The sequence below is a fragment of the Rubrilithobacter danxiaensis genome, assembly GCF_047272945.1.
Lineage (GTDB): Bacteria > Bacteroidota > Bacteroidia > Sphingobacteriales > Sphingobacteriaceae > Rubrolithibacter > Rubrolithibacter danxiaensis.
Genome location: NZ_JBKOPS010000008.1, coordinates 135956 through 155063 on the forward strand (window position 1 = coordinate 135956; position 19108 = coordinate 155063).

A 19108-nucleotide genomic window follows, 5' to 3' on the forward strand; every position below is an offset into this window, starting at 1 on the left:
ATTTATAATATTAAAAGATTTTTATATTCAGGCAGTATTGCCTTAAATTGATCTACTACTTCTGCAAATGGTTTTTCTGAACTTCCTCCCGCAGCATTTCTGTGTCCCCCTCCATTAAAATAGCGCTTACAAATTTCATTTGCAGGAAAATCGCCTGTAGAACGCAGCGAAAGCTTGACCCGGTCTTTTCGTTCGATAATTAACGCGGCAAGTTTAATCCCGTTAATAGAAAGTGCATAGTTAACAACTCCCTCTGTATCGCCTGTAACTATATTAAACCGCTCTAGTTCCGAAAGCGAAACCGAAATAAGCGCCGTATTTAACTCCGGTATAACTTCCAGCTTATTCAGCAAACAATGCCCTAAAAACCTTAAACGGCTTTCGGAGAAATTATCGTATACAAGTTGATGTATTTTCCAGTTTTCAGCTCCTTTTCCAATCAGATCGGCAACAATATGATGCACTTCTGCCGTTGTGGTAGGAAAACGGAAGGATCCGGAATCAGTCATTATGCCGGTATACAAACAGGTGGCAACGTCTTTATTAACCAAAAAAGGCTCCTGCATTACGTTTACAATAAAATCGTAAACGAGCTGAGCGGTAGCACAGGCATTGATTGTCCAATGGCGATAATCATCAAATCCCTGGGGTTCCAGGTGATGGTCGATCATCACTTTTTCTGCTTTAGCCTCTTTTACAAAAGGTGCCATTTCGTGAATCCGTGACAGATCGTTAAAATCAAGGCAAAAGATAAGATCTGCATTTGCTATAAATTCACGCGATTCGTCTGGTTTTTCAGGATAAACAATCACTTCCGGATTATTTGGAAGCCATTGAAGAAAAACAGGATAATCGGACGGGGTGATTACACGAACATGATGCCCTTTCTGGACTAAATAATTATATAAGCCTAGTGAAGAGCCTATTGCATCTCCATCTGGCTTATGATGCGTAGTGATTACAATTTGTTTTGGCTGTGCCAGTAAATCCTTCAGCGAAGTTATATCTAACATCCTGTTATTAAAAAGAATGCAAAGCTATTAAAATAAATGATTTGCAAATCAGCAATTTTCAAGTTTACTTCGGTGTTTAGGTTAAAAGCTCTACTTTTGCGGCAATTAAATAGTACAATGGCAACAAACAGAACATTTACAATGATTAAGCCCGATGCTGTAGGTAACGGACATACGGGAGCAATTTTAAATGATATTATCCAGGGAGGATTCAAAATAGTGGCGATGAAATATACCCGCTTATCAAAAGAAACTGCCGGCGCATTTTATGCTGTACATAAAGAACGTCCTTTTTACGGAGAATTAGTGGATTTTATGTCTTCAGGACCTATTGTTGCAGCTATCTTAGAAAAAGACAATGCTGTAGAAGATTTTCGTAAGTTAATTGGAGCAACAGACCCATCAAAGGCAGAAGCGGGTACTATCCGTAATAAATATGCTAAATCTATTGATGCAAATGCTATCCACGGTTCCGATTCAGACGAGAACGCACAGATTGAAGGAAACTTTTTCTTTTCAGCTTTAGAAAGATTTTAAGAATTAAGCCCTCTCCTCCATTAAATGGAGGAGAGGATTTTCTATAAAAAGACAATCTCATCCAGCACATGCGATCCGGCTTTTTCATTCAGCTTGTCCAATATCTGGCTGCGGATCATTAACAACTCACTTTTTATTACTGAAGACTCCAAACGGATAAAAAGCTTCCGTTCGCGGATATACAATTGCTTCGTTCTGTTGGCAACCGCTTTCCCCATCATTTCCGGCCATAAAGCAATAAGGGAGGTTTCATCAAACTTACGCTTAAGCTTGTACACTTTAAGCATCTGCTCAATGGCCTCCTTAATTGACTGGTCATTTGTGCGCTTCATTCTTTACAACTCCTTTCGCAATCTCAAAAAGTTTAACTTCCACACCTATCTCTTCAAATATACGTTGAATCCTTTCAGCGCTGGTATCTGTAATAAATATTTGTCCAAAGTCATCTTCAGAAACCATTTGCATTAGCTTCCGGGTACGTTTATCATCCAGCTTATCAAAAATGTCATCCAGAAGCAACAAAGGTTCCAGCTGTTTTTTCTCAAGCAAAAAACTGTATTGTGCCAGCTTTAAAGCAATTAAAAAAGATTTTTGCTGCCCCTGCGAACCAAACTTTTTCATGGGCATACCATGAATAGTAAACAGCAGATCGTCTTTATGAATCCCGTTGCTTGTTCTTTGCAGCACCCGGTCACGCTCTGCAGACTTTTTTAAAAGCATTGAAAAGTCATCTTCAAACAAAGGCGATTCGTAAACCAGCTTCACTTCTTCAGCATCATCGGTAAGGTACTGGTAATGCTTATTAAAAATATCCGAAAAAACCTCCATGAAATTTTTCCGCTTCGCAAATATCCGGTTTCCCGAAGTCACCAACTGGTCGTCGTAAATTTCCAGCAAGGCCGGGTCATATCTCCCTGTTTCTGCTATTTGTTTAAGCAGCATATTGCGGTTCAACAAGTTCTTGTTGTAGTGAATTAATTCATCTAAATAGTTTGTATCTGTTTGAGATATTACATTATCGATAAACTTGCGGCGTTCTTCACTTCCTTCAACAATAATACTTATATCATTGGGCGAGATCATTACAAGCGGAAATAACCCGATATGATCCGCCAATCTGTTATATTCCTTTTTATTCCGCTTAAAAAGTTTCTTCTGATTTTTTTTGAGTGAACAGGCAACTGTTTCAATCCGCCCGTTTTTTTCAAAAACTCCCTGTATCATAAAAAACTCTGCTCCCTGTTTAATCTGTTGCGAATCCACAGGGTTGAAATAACTTTTACAGAGAGAGAGGTAATGCAATGCATCTAAAAGATTGGTCTTTCCGGCTCCGTTATCACCGGTAAAGGCGTTTACAGCCGGCGAAAAGCTAAGCTCAGCCTCAGAATAATTCTTAAAATTGATGAGTGATAGTTTTTCGAGCTGCATTTTAAGGAATACAAACTTAGATAAATTCTTTAGATGCATTTTAAAGAAAACGTATAAAAGAATTTATCCATATCTCTTCTGCCATTGAATAACAGTTTACAGAAGAATTTTAGCTTTTTCGTTTTCTTTTCACTGATTTATAGAAACTCTTCTGTTTTAGGGGTTGATACTAATTCTGAAAAATGTATTTTTGCGATCACAATTTTTTTAACGCAAATGGCGAAAAATCAAAACAATACGGTTGATCCTGGCAACGACTTTGGCACCTCAGGAAAATTTGTGCAGGAGAATAAAAAAAGTTTAGCTGTAATTGGGGGAGCAATCATAGCATTAATACTGCTCTATTTTGGTTACCAAAAGTTTTATCTGGCACCCCGGGCAGAAAAAGCAGCAAACGAAATGTTTAAGGCTGAAGAATATGCAAGTACTGATTCTTTGTCTGACCGTGCCATTAAGGGAGATGGCTCATATCCCGGATTTGAAAAAATTGCCGATGAATATTCAAACACCAAATCAGCAAATATTGCAAATGCATATTTGGGAGGATTGTATCTGAAAAAAGGCCAATACCAGAAAGCTATTGAAGCTTTAGGTAATTACAGCAGTACAGGCAGCCCGGTGATTGACCCTTTAGTTTTAGGAATGATGGGCGATGCGTATACCGAACTAAAGGATTATAAAAAAGCGATTACTTATTATAAAAAAGCGGCTGATAAAAATGACAACTCTTTCACTTCTCCCGTTTTTTTGAAAAAATTAGGCTTAGTATATGAAGAAGAGAAAGATTACGACGCTGCTTTAGAAGCTTACAAGAAAATAAAAGAGAACTATCCGGAAAGCCAGGAAGCAACTCTGATTGATGCTTATATTGCCCGCATACAAGCAAAACAATAGCAGCATTGTTAAATAGTATTAAACGTGGTTACCTTCCGGGGTAACCATTTTCATTTTCAATCATGGCTACACAACTAAAAAACCTTTCTGATTTTTCACATACAACTATTCCCTCTGCCGCCCCTTTTCATTTCGGAATAGTAACGGCGCAATGGAACGCCGATATTACCGGTGCTCTTTTAAAAGGAGCGTACGACCTGTTAATAAAACAGGGAGCTAAACCGGAAAATATTATGAATATAACAGTTCCGGGAAGTTTTGAATTAACCAGCGGCGCCGACAACCTTTTATCTAAACATAAACTTGATGCGGTAATTTGTTTAGGCTGCGTGATACAGGGAGAAACCCGGCATTTTGATTTTATCTGCAATGCGGTAGCTAACGGAATTACGCAGGTAGCGCTGAAATATACAAAACCGGTAATCTTCGGAGTTCTTACTACAGACAATCAACAACAGGCTACAGACAGGGCCGGAGGTAAACACGGTAATAAAGGGGAAGAAGCTGCTGCCAGCGCTATTTTAATGGCTGCACTTTAATAACGTTTTTTGAAACTTAATTGAAGTTTTGCCGTAAGGAAGAAATCATTACTTTTGAGATATGAGGAAAATTATTTTTGCGGTATTAATCATTTTCGGAGCGGTTTGCGGACTTCAGTCATGCTCATCTAAACTTTGTCCTGCTTATGGGTCGTACCCACAATCTAACCGCTAATTCAACGTTTCTTATTTAAAAATATACGCCTGCCTTTGAAATTGAAAATCATCCAATTTTGGAACGGTATTGGCTTTTAAAACAATAAACACTTTTAATATTTATGAACTGGATTCCATTAACACAGATAGAGCAACTGGAAGAGATTGGACAAAATAACGGATACAGTATAATTTTTAAACACAGCACAAGGTGCTCCATCAGCCTGATGGCGAAAAAGAAATTTGAGCTGGAGTGGGATATACTGCCCGATACAACACCGGCTTATTTTCTTGATCTGATCAGCTACCGGAGTATTTCAAATGCTATTGCCGATAAGTTTAAGGTACATCACGAATCTCCACAGCTTCTGCTGATAAAAGACGGCGAGTGCATTTACGAAAACTCTCACAGCGATATTTCGGCCGAAGACACAGCCGGACAAATGGCTTAATAATTAAAAGATACGGTTTTTATAATTTCCGGGTGAAGACTATAATATACAGGGCAGGTTAAAGCTGCCCTTTCCAGTATTTTCTTTTCCTTATCTGAATAATTGTTTGCCGGAAATTTAAAACTGATCTGAATTTCGCCCACTCTGCGTGGATCTGTAACCATAATTTTAGTAACTGTACAGGTTGTTCCCTCTATATCAAACTGATGCTCCCTCGCCGCTATACCCATAATGGTAAGCATACAATTACCTAATGAAGTAGCTAAAAGATCCGTGGGAGAAAATGCTTCCCCTTTTCCCTTATTATCAACAGGCGCATCCGTTATTATTTTTTCTCCCGAAGCAAGATGAATGGCTTCTGTACGAAGGTCTCCCTTATATTTTATTTCTGATGTTGGCATCTTAAAAAAGTTATAAGTTATATGCTGTAAGTTGTCAGTACTCTCTATATTCCTGCCTCGAAATTAAAATTAAAAATTTAAATGGCAGAAATCTGCACTTAATTACCACTTATGGTTTGAGCTTTTGGGGTTTGCTGTCTGTTTTCGCCAGCTACATCCTGCTTTTCGTCTTCAACCCTCTGCATTTTTAACACCTCGGTTCTCAGCTCTGATTCTAACTTAAATGTCAAATCTTCGATTGGTAACATGTGTATCTAAGTGTTAAATACTTACTTTTGTAGTATGATTGATTTGCCGGTAATTCCTGCCAGCCAGGCACAACGTAAACCAGACTGGCTTCGTGTAAAGCTACCTGTAGGTAAAGAATATGCGCATGTACGCAGCCTGGTTGATACACATAAACTTCATACCATCTGCGAAAGCGGTAACTGCCCGAATATGGGTGAGTGCTGGGGTGCAGGAACAGCAACTTTCATGATTCTGGGAAATATTTGTACCCGCTCCTGCTCGTTTTGTGCAGTAGCTACCGGACGTCCGCTGGCTGTAGATACAGATGAACCAAACCGTGTAGCAAATTCCATTAAATTAATGAATGTAAGACACGCGGTTATTACTTCTGTTGACCGCGATGATCTGAAAGACGGCGGTTCTGTTATCTGGGCAGAAACAATTAAAGCGGTACGCCGGGAAAGCCCTGAAACTACTATGGAAACCCTGATTCCGGACTTTAAAGGAATATGGGAAAATCTGTACCGGGTTTGCGAAGAACGTCCCGAGGTGGTTTCCCATAATATTGAAACGGTTCGTCGTCTTACCCGTGAAGTGCGCATTCAGGCAAAATACGACAGAAGCCTGGAAGCATTGAAAAGAATTTCTGAATTTGGATTGAGAACAAAATCTGGAATTATGCTTGGCCTGGGCGAAACAGAAGCTGATGTACTGGAAACTATGAACGATCTTGTTGAAGCCGGGGTACACATTCTGACATTAGGCCAGTACTTACAGCCCACCCGCAACCACCATCCGGTGTTAAACTGGATACATCCTGATCAGTTTGCGTTTTACAAACAAAAAGGCCTGGATATGGGTTTCAGGTATGTTGAAAGCGGGCCCTTGGTTCGTTCATCGTATCATGCTGAAAAACACCTCTTTGATTTATAAAGTCCTATTCCTAAATTAGACTCTTGAACAACCGAAAAAAGATAACGCTTTCTGAAAGTGAGCTGATTCTGGGAATCAGAAAACGCGAAAAAATTGCATCGGAAGCGTTATACGACATGTATTCTGCGGCCTTGTATGGAATAATTTTTCGGGTAGTACAGCATCAGGAAATAGCTGAAGATGTATTGCAGGAAAGTTTTATAAAAATTTGGAATTCTTTTGATTCGTTCGATCCATCAAAAGGCCGTTTATTTACATGGATGGTAAATATTGCACGAAATCTTTCGATAGATAAAATCAGGTCAAAAGATTATCGTAACAATTCAAAAAACCAGGACATAGAAAATACCGTAAATTTTATTGATGAGCAACAAAATACCGGACTGAATACGGAAGTGCTGGGAGTGAAAAATCTTGTTGAGCAACTTAAACCGGAACATAAATCGATTCTCGACCTGGTTTACTTCAGGGGATATACACATGTTGAAGCAGCAGAGGAACTTGGTTTACCTTTAGGCACAGTAAAAACGCGGTTAAGAACGGCAATTATTACCTTGAGAAAGTTTTTCAATTAAAGAAGTGGAAGAGATTAAAAAATATATAGAAAGCGGTATTCTGGAACTCTACATCCTGGGAGAGCTGACACCGGCTGAAAAGCTTGAGGTGGAACAAATGGCTGCAAAGTATCCGGCTATACAAGCGGAGTTAGCTGAAGTTGAAAATGCTTTACTTGGTTACGCTTCTGCTTACAGCATAAATCCTTCTGAAGAACTTCGTGATAAAATATTGACCAGTTTAGAAACCGGAACAAAAAATCAAAAAAAACAAGAAGATCAGTCAAAAGTAGTTTTCCTCTCCAAACAAAACAGCTTTTATAAATATGCTTTTGCAGCCTCTGTTGCACTTTTATTGATAAGCTGGGCAGCGTTGTTCAGTATTTATTCGAATTTGCAACATTCAAAACAGCAGCTTGCAGCTTTACAAATCTCCAATGAGAGATTTTCAAACAGGGTTAATTTTATTGAAGGAGAACTGAACGATACTAAAAAAGCACTGGATGTTTTACGAAATCCTAACTTTAAATTAATCAAATTAAAAGGTACCAAAAACTCTCCTGCTTCAAGCATGATGGTAGCATTTAACCCGCAGCAAAAAGAAGTAATGATTGATTTGGCTTCGATGAAAATGCCTTCAAATGATACGGGACATCAATACCAGCTTTGGGCACTGGTAGATGGAAAACCGGTTGACCTGGGCGTTTTTGACCTAAAACCTGATAGTACCGGAATGAAACAAATGAAATCGGTTACCGGTGCACAGGCATTTGCAGTAACACTGGAACCCAGGGGAGGAAGTATTAACCCAACCATGGAACAAATGATGGTTATGGGCAGCATTTAATCCTGTAAGGCACCTATCGTAACCGGAATCCTTTTAATTAATTCGCCGGCTGACACTACAGTCCACATCTCTTTGGCAAGGTCTTCTCCGGCTTTTCCATGTATATATACTCCTGCAATAGATGCATCTTTTGCATTATATCCCTGTGCGAGCAGAGAAGTTATAATTCCGGTAAGCGTATCTCCCATTCCGCCAGTGGCCATAGCGGGGTCTCCTGTAGGGTTAAAAACACAGTCGCCATTCGGACTAAATATCATGGTATAGCGGTTCTTTAAAATAATTATCCAACCAAGGTCTTTTGATTTTTTCAAGGCGGTTTCTATCCTGTCCCACCAGCTCTTATGTTCTCCAAACAGCCTGTCAAACTCTTTTACATGGGGTGTTATAACAGTTCCTTGCGGCACCAGGGGAATTAAATCTCGGTGGATTGAAATCAGGTTGATCGCATCTGCATCCAGCAGCAGTGGGGTTTTTACATTTTGAAGCGTAGTTTCCAAAACACGTTTTGATTCTGCAGTAGTGCCTAAACCAGGACCAATACCCACTGCATCGTACTTATCCCATTTCAATCCATCAGGTAAAAGTCCATCTCTTCTCAAAAGAGCCATTACTTCGGGCGTTCTTGTATTCAAAGCGCTCAACCCCTCTGAAGGAACACAGGCAGTAGTTAAACCCGCACCGGCATATAAACAAGCCTCTGAAGACAACAGGGCAGCTCCCATTGTTTCAGCGTTTCCGGCAATAATAAGGGCGTGGCCAAAAGTTCCTTTGTGTGAAAATTGGCTTCGTTTTTTAAGCTTTTCCCGAATGTCCTGCTCCGTGGCCAGTAAAAAAGGCGATTCAGAAGATTGAATATACTGTTCATTCAATCCGATATCTGCTACTAGAAACCGTTTAATGATTTTCGCGGATTCAGGTAAAAGGAAATTAATTTTGGGCCGCTGAAATGTAATTACAAGATCAGCTTTTATCGCTGTCGCTTCTGCATTTATAGTTCCTTCAGAAAAGAAACCAGTGGGTATATCAATAGAAACGACGGGCTTATTTAAACTATTAATAAACTCTGCCAAATTTTGCCAGTCACCTTCCAATAGTTTGTTTAAGCCGGTGCCAAGTAAAGCATCCACTATCACATCTGCATCTTCGGCGCGAAAAGAGGCATGTTTATGCAAGTTCACAATTGGAATTTCGCAGGTTTGCAAGCGAAGCAAATTTGTTTTAAAATCGGCTGTTTCCTTGTCAGAATACCGGGCAATCCTAACTGTTACTTTCTCATAACCCCTGTCTTTTAATAACCTTGCAACAGCAAGCCCATCGCCCCCGTTGTTTCCGGTACCGCAATAAATTGCTACAGTTGCATTTTTATCAGGAAAGAAGTCAGCAAAAACAGCTACAAATGCATGCGATGCGTTTTCCATCAAATCAATAGAAGCAATTGAATGATGCCGGATGGTATACGCGTCCGCCTGCCGGGTTTGTTGCGCTGTTAAAAGTTTTAACATAGAAATTATCTTCCCATCTCGATCTTTAAAAACTGGCCCGTATGACTTTCCTTTACATGGATCAAATCGTCCGGCGTACCTTCAAATAAAATCCGTCCTCCGCCTGCTCCGCCTTCGGGCCCTAAATCTATTACCCAGTCAGCAACTTTTACAACATCCAGGTTATGCTCAATTACAAGAATGGTATTTCCGTGATCAACCAGTCGGTTTAAAACACCAAGCAATACGTTGATATCTTCAAAATGCAGCCCCGTAGTGGGTTCATCTAAAATATAGAAGGTTTTACCGGTGTCTTTTTTAGAAAGTTCGGTAGCAAGTTTTACCCGCTGCGCTTCGCCGCCTGATAGCGTAGTTGACGATTGTCCGAGTTTTATATAACCAAGGCCCACATCATACAAAGTTTTGATCTTGCGATAGATTGCCGGAATAGGTTCAAAAAACGGTACTGCTTCTTCGATGCTCATATCAAGTACATCGCTGATCGACTTTCCTCTGTATCGTACTTCAAGTGTTTCCCTGTTATATCTTTTCCCTCCGCATTCTTCACAAGGCACGTGAACATCCGGCAGGAAATTCATTTCTATCAGTTTCATACCTGCACCCTGGCAGGTTTCACATCGGCCGCCTTTAACATTAAACGAAAAACGGCCCGGTTTATATCCCCGTATCCGTGCCTCGGGTAATTGAACAAAAAGATTTCTTATATCAGAAAACACCCCGGTATATGTGGATGGATTTGATCTCGGAGTTCGCCCTATCGGTGTCTGGTCAATCTCAATAACTTTGTCTATATGTTCGAGCCCTTCTATTTTTTCAAATGGCAAAGGCTGTTTCTTTGCCCGGAAAAAATGATGATTTAAGATAGGATACAGAGTTTCTGCAATTAAACTGGATTTGCCACTTCCTGAAACTCCGGTCACACAAATAAATTTCCCCAAAGGGAATTCGGCAGTAACATTTTTAAGATTATTTCCGGTAGCATTTTTTAAAACAAGGGAGTGACCGTTTCCCTTTCGTCTTTCTTTTGGAATTTCAATCTCTTTTTCACCGTTCAGATAAACGGTAGTAAGGGTATGTGCCTGCTGAATAGTTTCATGAGAACCTTCTGCAACCACTACTCCGCCATGCACTCCGGCTGCCGGACCCATATCAATAACATGATCTGCGTGAAGTATCATGTCCTTATCATGCTCTACCACAAGTACAGAATTTCCGATATCGCGAAGGTTTTTCAATGCTGAAATCAAACGGGCATTATCCCGCTGATGCAGTCCTATACTTGGTTCATCCAGAATATACAATACATTTACCAGCTGCGAACCTATTTGAGTAGCCAGACGGATACGCTGGGCCTCGCCTCCGGACAAAGTGCGTGCGGTACGGTCGAGAGTGAGGTAATTAAGCCCAACATCCAATAAGAATCCTATTCGGGCCCTTATCTCCTTCAGGATTTCTTTTGCGATAATGTTTTGACGCTCCGTAAGCCGCGATTCCAGATTTTCGAACCACTCAGACAACCTGATTATGTCCATACTTGCCAGGTCAAAAATATTTTTGTTATCAACCTTAAAGTGCAGCGATTCTTTTTTTAATCTGGCTCCATTACAAACTTCACAGGTTTTAAGTACCCTGAAATTTTCGATATCTTCATTTCCTGCATCTCCCCTGCGTTCGGTTTGTTCCTCCAGAATTTTTATGATCCCGTCGAAAGTGATCTGGTAATTCTGCACATTCCACTTGTTGTATTCAACAGGAACAGTGATAATATCCTCAGAGCCGTTTAAGATAATCTGTATGATTTCCGCCGGAATTTTTTCTATCGGCGTCGAGAGTGAGAAATTATATTTTTTTGCAAGTGCTTTTAGCACCTGAAATATCCATGTTTCGCGGTATTCACCTAAAGGAGCCAGTCCTCCCTGCATGATGCTTAGCTTTGGATTTGGAATTACTGAAGACTCGTCCACTTCAAAAATATATCCCAAACCATCGCATCGCGGACAGGCACCATAAGGGGAATTGAAAGAAAATGTGTTGGGCTGAGGTTCATCGTACGAGATACCTGATACAGGGTCCATCAGAAACCTGCTGAAAAAGTATTCTTTATTTGGCTGGTCAGAAATCTTAATAACTCCCTTTGCTATCCGGAGAGCCGACTGGACAGACGATTGCAGTCGTTTCCTGTCTTTTTCATTTACGATCAGGCGGTCAACAACCATTTCAATATCGTGGATTTTATACCTGTCGACCTGCATTTTGGGTTTCAGATCCAGTATTTCGCCGTCCACCCGCACTTTTAAATATCCCTGTTTTCTGATCTGCTCAAAAAGTTCACGATAATGTCCTTTTCGTCCTTTTACTACAGGAGCAAGGATATTAATGGGCTGATTATTAAATTGTTTAAGTATGGTTTGAATGATCTGATCTTCAGACATACGCTCCATTTTCTCGCCGGTAACATACGAATATGCTTCCCCGATACGGGCAAAAAGCAAGCGCATGAAGTCATAAATCTCTGTAATTGTTCCTACCGTTGAACGGGGATTTTTGCTGGTAGTTTTTTGCTCGATAGCAATTACCGGACTTAACCCGGAAATCTTATCCACATCAGGCCTTTCCATGCCTCCTAAAAACTGGCGTGAATAGGCACTGAAAGTTTCCATATACCGGCGCTGCCCCTCTGCATAAATGGTATCAAATGCAAGAGAAGATTTGCCGCTTCCGCTGAGGCCGGTTATAACAACAAGTTTATTACGGGGAAAAGAAACATCGATGTTTTTCAGATTATGGACCCGTGCACCAAAAACTTCAACTTCGCTTTGCTCACCCAGGTCTGGAGTAGTTTTATTCATAAATAAGATCAATCCTGAAATAAACCCTAAAGATGCGAAATTTATGCCTGATCAGGTCAAAATCAAAATCCAGAAAGTGTAAAATTAAGCAGTTTAATTCTGAAGGAACTGAAAAGCAGCCAAAGCATTACGCTGCAGCTTCGGATCGATATAGCTTTTTTTATCGCTTACAGGATCATTATTGGCGAGCAAGGATTTTTTAGGCTCGTAGCCATATTTTGCCGGATGCTCAATAATCTCTTTCATGGAAACAATCTTATAAACATAGGTAGCCGTTTCATGATTAAGCTTCAGCTTAAAATAATTACGATGCTTTTGTTTCGATATCTGGCTCCATAATCGGGTTTCACCCAGATTGTAGGCTGCTGCTACCAGAGTCCAGTTATGAAATTCGCTGTATAAAGATTGTAAATACCGGCATGCAGCTTCTGTCGATTTATGAATATCCCAGCGCTCATCGGTTTTTCCATTCACTTTTAAACCGTAATCGCGGGCAGTCTGCGGCATAAACTGCCAGTAGCCTGAGGCTCCTTTATGAGATGTTCCACGTTCCAAACCACATTCAACAAGCGGAACATATTTAAAATCTTCGGGAATATTGTATTTTTTCAATATAGGCTCTATTACAGGAAACCATTTTGCCGCCTGCTTATGTAAGGCGTGTGTTTGAAGATTTTCGAACTTATTTGCTTTTATAGCCTTTTTAATGCGAACCGCAACCTTTGGATTGTGTACAGGGAGCTTTTCATTTGCAAAGCTTAAATAATGCTTTGCCTTCTCCTTTTTAGGCTCCTCCTTTGAAATAATTGCTTTCTTTGGAGTTGCTTTAATGTTGTCCTTATGTTTACCGCCTAAATAAATTTTGGTGAAAATTGTAAATAGCAGCAACACGGAACACGCTATTAAGTGTTTCTTAATCATGTGATCCTTTTTTAAGTTAACCAAACAATTTGCAAAAGTACGTTTTATATGCCTCTTTTACAAATAGTTACCATTTTACACAGTTAAAGGGGCGCTTTAAACCCCACACAGATAAGCCTTTGTGTCTTTAAAAAACAAAACACTGACACGGTTTTTAGCGTTATTTTATTAACTTTGCACCCCTTAACAAAACGGGTTAATTCGCCGAACATGCCATTAAAAAATAACAGGAACAGTCGCGACGACAAGTCCAAAAAATTCCGCTCCACTCCGTCTTCAAGTAATTCTGTATCAAAGACTTTCAAATCAGGCAGATCTGATGCTTCAAACAGCAGGAAAAAGAAATTGTTTGACTCGGATACTTCTCCTGACTTCAAGCGTAGCGGAAAACCTTTCAACAGTTATTCAAAAAATACGGATAAAACATCCGATAGCGGGGATTTAAGGAACGAGAAAAGAAATTTCTCAGACAAAAAAGAATTTGGCTCCGCACCGGGAAAAGCATACGGTAACCGAGATAAAAAAAACTTTCCTAATTCAAAGAGAGATTCTGATTCAGGAAATTTCAGAGGTGAAAGAAATAAATTCGGGAATAAAAATTATAAAGATTCTGATTTTAGAAAAGGACAAGGATATAAAAAAAGCTCCGACCCTGAAAAACGCAACTGGTCATCTGAAGAAAAGATTGAAAGGGGAAACCTGAGAGCTAAAAAATCACCGGTTAAGGAAGACGACGGCTTAATCAGACTGAATCGATATATAGCAAATGCCGGGGTTTGTTCACGCCGCAAAGCGGATGAACTGATACAGGCGGGAGTTGTTTCTGTAAACGGAGAGGTTGTTTCTGAACTGGGTTATAAAGTTAATCCGGCAAAAGATGTTATCCGCTATAACGGAGAAGTTCTGAAGCGTGAAAAAATGGTGTACGTTCTTTTGAACAAGCCCAAGGATTATATTACAACAACCGATGATCCGCAAGAGCGGAGAACCGTTATGCAGCTTGTAGAAAAAGCTTCTAAAGAACGGATTTATCCTGTGGGAAGGCTTGACAGAAATACAACAGGATTATTATTAATGACGAATGACGGCGACCTTGCTGAAAAACTTTCTCACCCAAGAAATAACATAACAAAAATTTATCAGGTTGAACTAAATAGAAACCTCACACAGGGTGATTTAAATAAAATTGATTTTGGATTGGAACTGGAAGACGGAATTATAAAACCAGACGCAATCAGTTATGTGCAGGGAGGCAGCAAACGCGAGGTAGGCATTCAGATTCATAGCGGAAAAAACAGGATTGTAAGAAGGATTTTCGAGCACCTTGGCTATGATGTAATTAAACTTGACCGGGTAGTTTACGGAAACCTTACAAAAAAAGACCTGCCTAGAGGCAGATGGCGATACCTGGAAGAAAAAGAAATCATCCAGCTAAAACACCTGATAAACTAATAGAAGAAGCCCCAAAAGGGCTTTTTTCATTTAATAATTGATTGTTTTTCAATCATATATTACCTTGCGTAAAAAACCTGAACAAAAAATGAAAAAAATTTTCAACTCGTTTCTTCTGCTATTTGTTCCATTTGCTATGATGGCACAAACAAAATACAATTTACTGATAGGCACTTATACCCAGGGGAAAAGCGAAGGAATTTATGTTTATGAATTTAACTCTGAAAACGGACAACTTCAATATAAAAACAAAGTAAAAACAGAGAATCCTTCGTTCTTAACACTTTCTCACAATAAGAAGTATTTGTATGCAGTTAATGAAGTGGATAATGGAAAGGTTACAGCCTTTAAATTTAATCCATCTACGGGCCAGATGGATTCTTTGAACCAGGTTTCGAGCGAGGGTGGTGCACCGTGTTACATTGCTATTGATAATAAAGATAAAAATGTAATTGTTGGGAATTACTTTGGCGGCAACTTAGCGGTATTACCAGTACACAATAACGGTGAGCTGGGCTCATCTATACAAAGTATCCAGCATACCGGACACGGCATTAATAAAGAAAGGCAGGAAAAAGCACACGTCCACTCAACACAATTCTCTCCGGATTATACTTTTTTAATTGTTAATGATCTGGGCCTGGATCGTTTAATCAGTTATCCGTATAATTCTTCAGATAACAAACCGCTTACAGAAAATAATCCTCCGTTTTATCAGTTTGAAGGAGGTAAAGGAACACGGCACCTGGCATTTCATCCGAATGGAAAGTTTGCCTATACTATCCAGGAACTTTCTGCTGATGTAATAGGCTTTAATTATAAATCGGGTGTATTTACTCCTTTCCAGACAATTACAATGCTTCCCGAAGGATTTAAAGGAGATGTTGGAGCAGCAGAAATTGAAATATCAGCAGATGGCAAGTTTCTATATGCTTCCAACCGTTTAGATATTAACGATATTGTTATTTATTCAATTGATCAGAAATCAGGAAAATTAACATACGTTGGAAGGGAAGCATCTTCTGTAAAAACTCCCCGCAGCTTTACCATTGACCCTTCGGGAAACTTTTTACTGGTTGCCAATCAGGGTACAGATGATATAATAGTATTTAAACGTGATAAAAAAACGGGGTTGTTAACTAAAACAGACAACAGGATTGAAGTTGGCACTCCGGTTTATCTTCTTTTCTCGAAGAAGTAATTTACTCAGAACGCCTGATTAATTTCAGGCGTTCTGATATTTCGAAAAGCTTCTTTCCATAACTTCCCGGTAATAATCTTCGTAAATTGGTAAAATAAGGCTTAAGTCAAATTCCCTGGCCCTGTTGAGTGCATTCTCTTTAAACTGAAGCAGTCGTTCCTTATCAGCTAAAATGTAAATTGCATTTTTAGCCATATCATCCACATCGCCTACCGGGCTTAAAAATCCTGTTACTCCGTTTATATTCAACTCGGGTAAACCACCGGTATTGGTAGAAATTACCGGAACTTTGCATGCCATTGCTTCCAGCGCAGCAAGTCCGAAACTTTCAGATTCCGAAGGCATTAAAAATAAATCTGCAACAGAAAGAATTTCTTCAACAGCATCTTGTTTACCTAAAAAGCGTACGTTCTCGCAAATACCCAGCTGGCGGCAAAGTTGCTCACAATTTACCCGATCAACGCCATCTCCAACCATTAATAATTTCGAGGGAATCTGTTCAAGAACTTTTTTAAACACTTTAATTACGTCCGAAGCTCTTTTTACTTTTCGGAAGTTAGAGGTATGTACCAGGATGCATTCATTATTTGGAGCGATTGCCTTTTTAAAATGATCCTTTGGTTTCAGGTTAAAACGATCAGAATCAATAAAGTTCTGGATAACGCGGATTTCATTATTGATTTCAAAATGTTCAAGAGTAGATCTTTTCAGATCTTCTGAAACCGCAGTAACGCCATCTGATTGATTGATAGAAAAAGTTACTACGGGTTTGTAGGTAACATCTTTACCAACAAGGGTAATATCGGTTCCGTGCAATGTTGTAACTACAGGAATATGAATTCCATAAGTAGCAAGGATCTGTTTGGCCATAAACGCAGCCGAAGCATGCGGAATGGCGTAATGGACATGAAGAAGGTCCAGTTTTTCAAAGCGGACCACATCTACCAGCTTGCTTGCCAGGGCAAGTTCATAGGGAGGAAAATCAAATAAAGGATATTTTGAGACAGAAACTTCATGATAGAACAGGTTCTCGGAAAAAAAATCCAGCCTTGCAGGCTGGCTATACGTGATAAAATGAACCTGGTGGCCATGTGCAGCTAATGCTTTGCCTAATTCTGTAGCTACTACCCCGCTTCCTCCAAAGGTAGGGTAGCATACAATACCTATTCTCATGCTACAAATTAAAAGGAAAATTAGAAACCGATTGTTTTTGTAACGTCAATTTAACAGAGGGGGATAGTAGCTGATAAATAACAAAGCTTTTCCGGCTATCAGCTAACTGCTAATCCCTAGCATCCGTATCTTCTTCTTACTCCTTTTCTATAATTCCGGCTTTATTTATTGCTTTGTAAACCGCATCCTGAACTTTTGCCCTGATATTCATGCTTTGAAGCTTATTTGCACCCGGAGTTTGAACCCTGTTCGACAGGAAAATATAAACCAGATTATATTTAGGATCTACCCACACACATGTTCCGGTAAAGCCGGTGTGGCCAAATGTTTGCGAAGAAGCGAGACTGGAAGGATAAGTCCCTGTTTCAGGATCCCACCTGTCAAAACCTAAACCCCGGCGGCTAACATTTGATTGTTTGGAGGTAAACAACTTCACCGTTTCTGGTTTAAAATATTGCATCCCTCCATACGAACCTCCATTCAGTATCATTTGAAAAAGAATAGCAAGATCATTGGCGCTGGCAAATAACCCTGCATGCCCCGAAACTCCTCCAACCATAGCAGCGCCCTGATCGTGTACAAACCCCTGGAGCAGTGTTTTCCGGAAATAAGTATCATTCTCGGTAGGAACTATTTTTTCCCTCGGAAAGCGATAACGCGGATTAAACCCGGCTGTTTTCATCCCGAGGGGCTGGTAGAACTGTTCAGAAACGTATTGAGCTAAAGGCTGAATCGCTTGCCTTTCAACAATCTCCTTCATAAAATACATACTCAAATCGCTGTAAACATATTTCCCCCTGCTTTCAAGATGCGACTTTACCATTTGAGGCCACATAATATCTTCAAAATACCCTTTCCGCAGGTAGTAATTATCCGCAACTTTTACCGGATACATTTCAGAAGAATCACGGCTATATTCACCGGGTTTAATACTTTCATAAAATGGAATGTACGGAACAAGCCCTGCCTGATGCAGTAATAGTTCCCTCACCCGAATATCGTTTTTATTTGTGGAGCGTGCCTCGGGAATATAGGCCCCAACATTGGTATCTAATTTTATCTTTTCCTGCTCGTAAAGGCGCATTGTTGCCATTGTTGTTGCTGAAATCTTAGTAACCGAAGCGAGATCAAAAATATCGTCAATGCTGTCCGCACGCTGATTATCGTAGGTATAATAGCCATATGCCTTATTAAAAATTACTTTCCCGTCTTTGGCAACCAGAACTACTGCACCCGGCGTAGCTTTTTTATTTATCGCATCTTCTACTATTGCGTCTATAGGGCGAATCAGATTATCTGAATTTATTTCTACCGACTCAGGAACAGCGTAATTTAGCCGGTTAGCACTGGTAACAAAACCGTCGCCCTGTTTATATTTTAAAGATGCTGACTGTTTAAGTTTACCGCTTGCAGCCAGCCCTCCGAATATAAGCTGCGCTGAAACCTGCGCCTGTTCTGCCGATTCTTTTGCAGACCAGATAATGGGACTGTTGATACTGTCTAAATTAGCCAGCGATGAAACATTTCCGTTTAATACCAGAATAAGCTGCCTGTTTTTTTCCATATCCTTGATGAAAGACATGATGGCAGGGTTATTAAGGCCCGCATCGGTTACCTGCACAATAATAGTGTTGTAAAATTTCAAATCGCCGTTCAAAAGATTAAGTTGCACAGGAGACGCATTAAACGATAATGCTGAGAATACATCCGCTTTAGCGTACTTATTTAATATGCTATCGAAAACAGTATTAAAAGATGCACTTAAATTAACACTTGCAACTTTTTTGCTCTGCAAATCTCGTAAAGGAATAATAGCAGGCTGATTGTTCAGTAATACTGTAGCAAGTTCTGCTTCCCGTATATTGGATACCCATTTTTGATTACTGACATGGGTAGAAGGCTGGGCACAGGCTGTTATAGTTAAGGTTAAAGCAAAAATGCAACAGTAAAGTTGAAGAAATTTTTCTCTCATTGTAATGAATCAAGCTTTAGATATGTAAAGAATCCTTTGCAGGCTGTCAATACAAC

Annotated in this window: 19 protein-coding genes; 9 read left to right on the forward strand and 10 right to left on the reverse strand. The window is 39.8% G+C overall.

What is annotated here, in order from left to right:
- Positions 1-2: 2 nt before the first annotated feature.
- Entirely contained in the window at positions 3-1013 is a 1011-nt protein-coding gene (locus ACLCDL_RS12210) for a DHH family phosphoesterase (RefSeq protein ID WP_423148586.1), read from the reverse strand.
- A 117-nt stretch (positions 1014-1130) separates the two neighbouring features.
- Between ACLCDL_RS12210 and ACLCDL_RS12215 the strand changes: the two genes are divergently transcribed.
- Positions 1131-1550, forward strand: coding sequence for a nucleoside-diphosphate kinase (locus ACLCDL_RS12215; RefSeq protein ID WP_423148587.1), 420 nt, complete (start codon positions 1131-1133; stop codon positions 1548-1550).
- A gap of 41 nt (positions 1551-1591) precedes the next feature.
- Here ACLCDL_RS12215 and ACLCDL_RS12220 read toward each other — a convergent pair whose 3' ends face one another.
- Both ACLCDL_RS12220 and recF read right to left on the reverse strand, forming a co-directional pair.
- On the reverse strand, positions 1592-1882 hold the full coding sequence (locus tag ACLCDL_RS12220) for a DciA family protein (protein WP_423148588.1): 291 nt from the start codon (positions 1880-1882) through the stop codon (positions 1592-1594).
- Positions 1866-2978: a DNA replication/repair protein RecF gene (gene recF, locus ACLCDL_RS12225; protein WP_423148589.1), complete on the reverse strand. Its 1113-nt coding sequence runs from the start codon at positions 2976-2978 to the stop codon at positions 1866-1868. Before recF ends, ACLCDL_RS12220 begins: the two co-directional genes overlap by 17 nt.
- A gap of 216 nt (positions 2979-3194) precedes the next feature.
- Here recF and ACLCDL_RS12230 point away from each other — a divergent pair, with 216 nt between their 5' ends.
- The 3 genes from ACLCDL_RS12230 (at position 3195) to ytxJ (ending at position 5019) form a co-directional block, all read left to right on the forward strand.
- Entirely contained in the window at positions 3195-3872 is a 678-nt protein-coding gene (locus tag ACLCDL_RS12230) for a tetratricopeptide repeat protein (protein WP_423148590.1), read from the forward strand.
- Positions 3873-3934: 62 nt separating this feature from the next.
- Entirely contained in the window at positions 3935-4411 is a 477-nt protein-coding gene (ribH, locus tag ACLCDL_RS12235; protein WP_423148591.1) for a 6,7-dimethyl-8-ribityllumazine synthase, read from the forward strand.
- 278 nt (positions 4412-4689) lie between these two features.
- Positions 4690-5019, forward strand: a complete 330-nt coding sequence (gene ytxJ / locus ACLCDL_RS12240) for a bacillithiol system redox-active protein YtxJ (RefSeq protein WP_423148592.1) — start codon at positions 4690-4692, stop codon at positions 5017-5019.
- Here ytxJ and ACLCDL_RS12245 read toward each other — a convergent pair.
- Positions 5016-5420, reverse strand: coding sequence for an OsmC family protein (locus ACLCDL_RS12245; protein ID WP_423148593.1), 405 nt, complete (start codon positions 5418-5420; stop codon positions 5016-5018). The two genes, ytxJ and ACLCDL_RS12245, sit on opposite strands and share 4 nt — an antisense overlap.
- Before the next feature lie 98 nt (positions 5421-5518).
- On the reverse strand, positions 5519-5668 hold the full coding sequence (locus ACLCDL_RS12250) for a hypothetical protein (RefSeq protein ID WP_423148594.1): 150 nt from the start codon (positions 5666-5668) through the stop codon (positions 5519-5521).
- 34 nt (positions 5669-5702) lie between these two features.
- On the opposite strand from ACLCDL_RS12250, the gene lipA reads away from it, so the two are divergent.
- Genes lipA through ACLCDL_RS12265 form a run of 3 tightly spaced genes read left to right on the forward strand, consistent with a single transcriptional unit; the run spans position 5703 to position 7982 of the window.
- Entirely contained in the window at positions 5703-6581 is an 879-nt protein-coding gene (lipA, locus tag ACLCDL_RS12255) for a lipoyl synthase (protein WP_423148595.1), read from the forward strand.
- 23 nt (positions 6582-6604) lie between these two features.
- Positions 6605-7156, forward strand: coding sequence for an RNA polymerase sigma factor (locus ACLCDL_RS12260; RefSeq protein ID WP_423148596.1), 552 nt, complete (start codon positions 6605-6607; stop codon positions 7154-7156).
- 4 nt (positions 7157-7160) lie between these two features.
- Positions 7161-7982, forward strand: coding sequence for an anti-sigma factor (locus tag ACLCDL_RS12265; RefSeq protein WP_423148597.1), 822 nt, complete (start codon positions 7161-7163; stop codon positions 7980-7982).
- Here ACLCDL_RS12265 and ACLCDL_RS12270 read toward each other — a convergent pair.
- The 3 genes from ACLCDL_RS12270 to ACLCDL_RS12280 form a co-directional block, all read right to left on the reverse strand.
- Positions 7979-9484: an NAD(P)H-hydrate dehydratase gene (locus tag ACLCDL_RS12270; protein ID WP_423148598.1), complete on the reverse strand. Its 1506-nt coding sequence runs from the start codon at positions 9482-9484 to the stop codon at positions 7979-7981. The genes ACLCDL_RS12265 and ACLCDL_RS12270 overlap by 4 nt on opposite strands.
- A 5-nt stretch (positions 9485-9489) precedes the next feature.
- Positions 9490-12333, reverse strand: a complete 2844-nt coding sequence (gene uvrA, locus ACLCDL_RS12275) for an excinuclease ABC subunit UvrA (RefSeq protein ID WP_423148599.1) — start codon at positions 12331-12333, stop codon at positions 9490-9492.
- A gap of 93 nt (positions 12334-12426) precedes the next feature.
- Complete coding sequence (locus tag ACLCDL_RS12280) at positions 12427-13254, reverse strand: lytic transglycosylase domain-containing protein (protein WP_423148600.1); 828 nt, start codon at positions 13252-13254, stop codon at positions 12427-12429.
- A gap of 210 nt (positions 13255-13464) precedes the next feature.
- On the opposite strand from ACLCDL_RS12280, the gene ACLCDL_RS12285 reads away from it, so the two are divergent.
- Together ACLCDL_RS12285 and ACLCDL_RS12290 are read left to right on the forward strand one after the other, a co-directional pair.
- On the forward strand, positions 13465-14706 hold the full coding sequence (locus ACLCDL_RS12285; RefSeq protein ID WP_423148601.1) for a pseudouridine synthase: 1242 nt from the start codon (positions 13465-13467) through the stop codon (positions 14704-14706).
- A gap of 88 nt (positions 14707-14794) precedes the next feature.
- A complete protein-coding gene (locus ACLCDL_RS12290) occupies positions 14795-15907 on the forward strand; it encodes a lactonase family protein (protein ID WP_423148602.1) in 1113 nt (370 codons plus the stop codon).
- A gap of 24 nt (positions 15908-15931) precedes the next feature.
- Here the strand turns inward: ACLCDL_RS12290 and bshA are convergent, their stop codons facing one another.
- The gene (bshA, locus tag ACLCDL_RS12295) at positions 15932-17080 is read right to left on the reverse strand and encodes an N-acetyl-alpha-D-glucosaminyl L-malate synthase BshA (protein WP_423148603.1); all 1149 of its coding nucleotides are present in this window, start codon (positions 17078-17080) and stop codon (positions 15932-15934) included.
- Between the two features lie 136 nt (positions 17081-17216).
- Positions 17217-19052: a serine hydrolase domain-containing protein gene (locus tag ACLCDL_RS12300; protein WP_423148604.1), complete on the reverse strand. Its 1836-nt coding sequence runs from the start codon at positions 19050-19052 to the stop codon at positions 17217-17219.
- Positions 19053-19108 lie beyond the last annotated feature (56 nt).

Bases quoted from the DNA above. Each gene is read 5' to 3' on its own strand.
- ACLCDL_RS12270 (WP_423148598.1), bottom strand. From the start codon at position 9,484: ATGTTAAAACTTTTAACAGCGCAACAAACCCGGCAGGCGGACGCGTAT.
- uvrA (WP_423148599.1), bottom strand. From the start codon at position 12,333: ATGAATAAAACTACTCCAGACCTGGGTGAGCAAAGCGAAGTTGAAGTT.
- ACLCDL_RS12210 (WP_423148586.1), bottom strand. From the start codon at position 1,013: ATGTTAGATATAACTTCGCTGAAGGATTTACTGGCACAGCCAAAACAA.
- lipA (WP_423148595.1), top strand. From the start codon at position 5,703: ATGATTGATTTGCCGGTAATTCCTGCCAGCCAGGCACAACGTAAACCA.
- bshA (WP_423148603.1), bottom strand. From the start codon at position 17,080: ATGAGAATAGGTATTGTATGCTACCCTACCTTTGGAGGAAGCGGGGTA.
- ACLCDL_RS12280 (WP_423148600.1), bottom strand. From the start codon at position 13,254: ATGATTAAGAAACACTTAATAGCGTGTTCCGTGTTGCTGCTATTTACA.
- ACLCDL_RS12230 (WP_423148590.1), top strand. From the start codon at position 3,195: ATGGCGAAAAATCAAAACAATACGGTTGATCCTGGCAACGACTTTGGC.
- ACLCDL_RS12300 (WP_423148604.1), bottom strand. From the start codon at position 19,052: ATGAGAGAAAAATTTCTTCAACTTTACTGTTGCATTTTTGCTTTAACC.
- recF (WP_423148589.1), bottom strand. From the start codon at position 2,978: ATGCAGCTCGAAAAACTATCACTCATCAATTTTAAGAATTATTCTGAG.
- ACLCDL_RS12285 (WP_423148601.1), top strand. From the start codon at position 13,465: ATGCCATTAAAAAATAACAGGAACAGTCGCGACGACAAGTCCAAAAAA.
- ACLCDL_RS12250 (WP_423148594.1), bottom strand. From the start codon at position 5,668: ATGTTACCAATCGAAGATTTGACATTTAAGTTAGAATCAGAGCTGAGA.
- ACLCDL_RS12220 (WP_423148588.1), bottom strand. From the start codon at position 1,882: ATGAAGCGCACAAATGACCAGTCAATTAAGGAGGCCATTGAGCAGATG.
- ACLCDL_RS12290 (WP_423148602.1), top strand. From the start codon at position 14,795: ATGAAAAAAATTTTCAACTCGTTTCTTCTGCTATTTGTTCCATTTGCT.
- ribH (WP_423148591.1), top strand. From the start codon at position 3,935: ATGGCTACACAACTAAAAAACCTTTCTGATTTTTCACATACAACTATT.
- ytxJ (WP_423148592.1), top strand. From the start codon at position 4,690: ATGAACTGGATTCCATTAACACAGATAGAGCAACTGGAAGAGATTGGA.
- ACLCDL_RS12245 (WP_423148593.1), bottom strand. From the start codon at position 5,420: ATGCCAACATCAGAAATAAAATATAAGGGAGACCTTCGTACAGAAGCC.
- ACLCDL_RS12215 (WP_423148587.1), top strand. From the start codon at position 1,131: ATGGCAACAAACAGAACATTTACAATGATTAAGCCCGATGCTGTAGGT.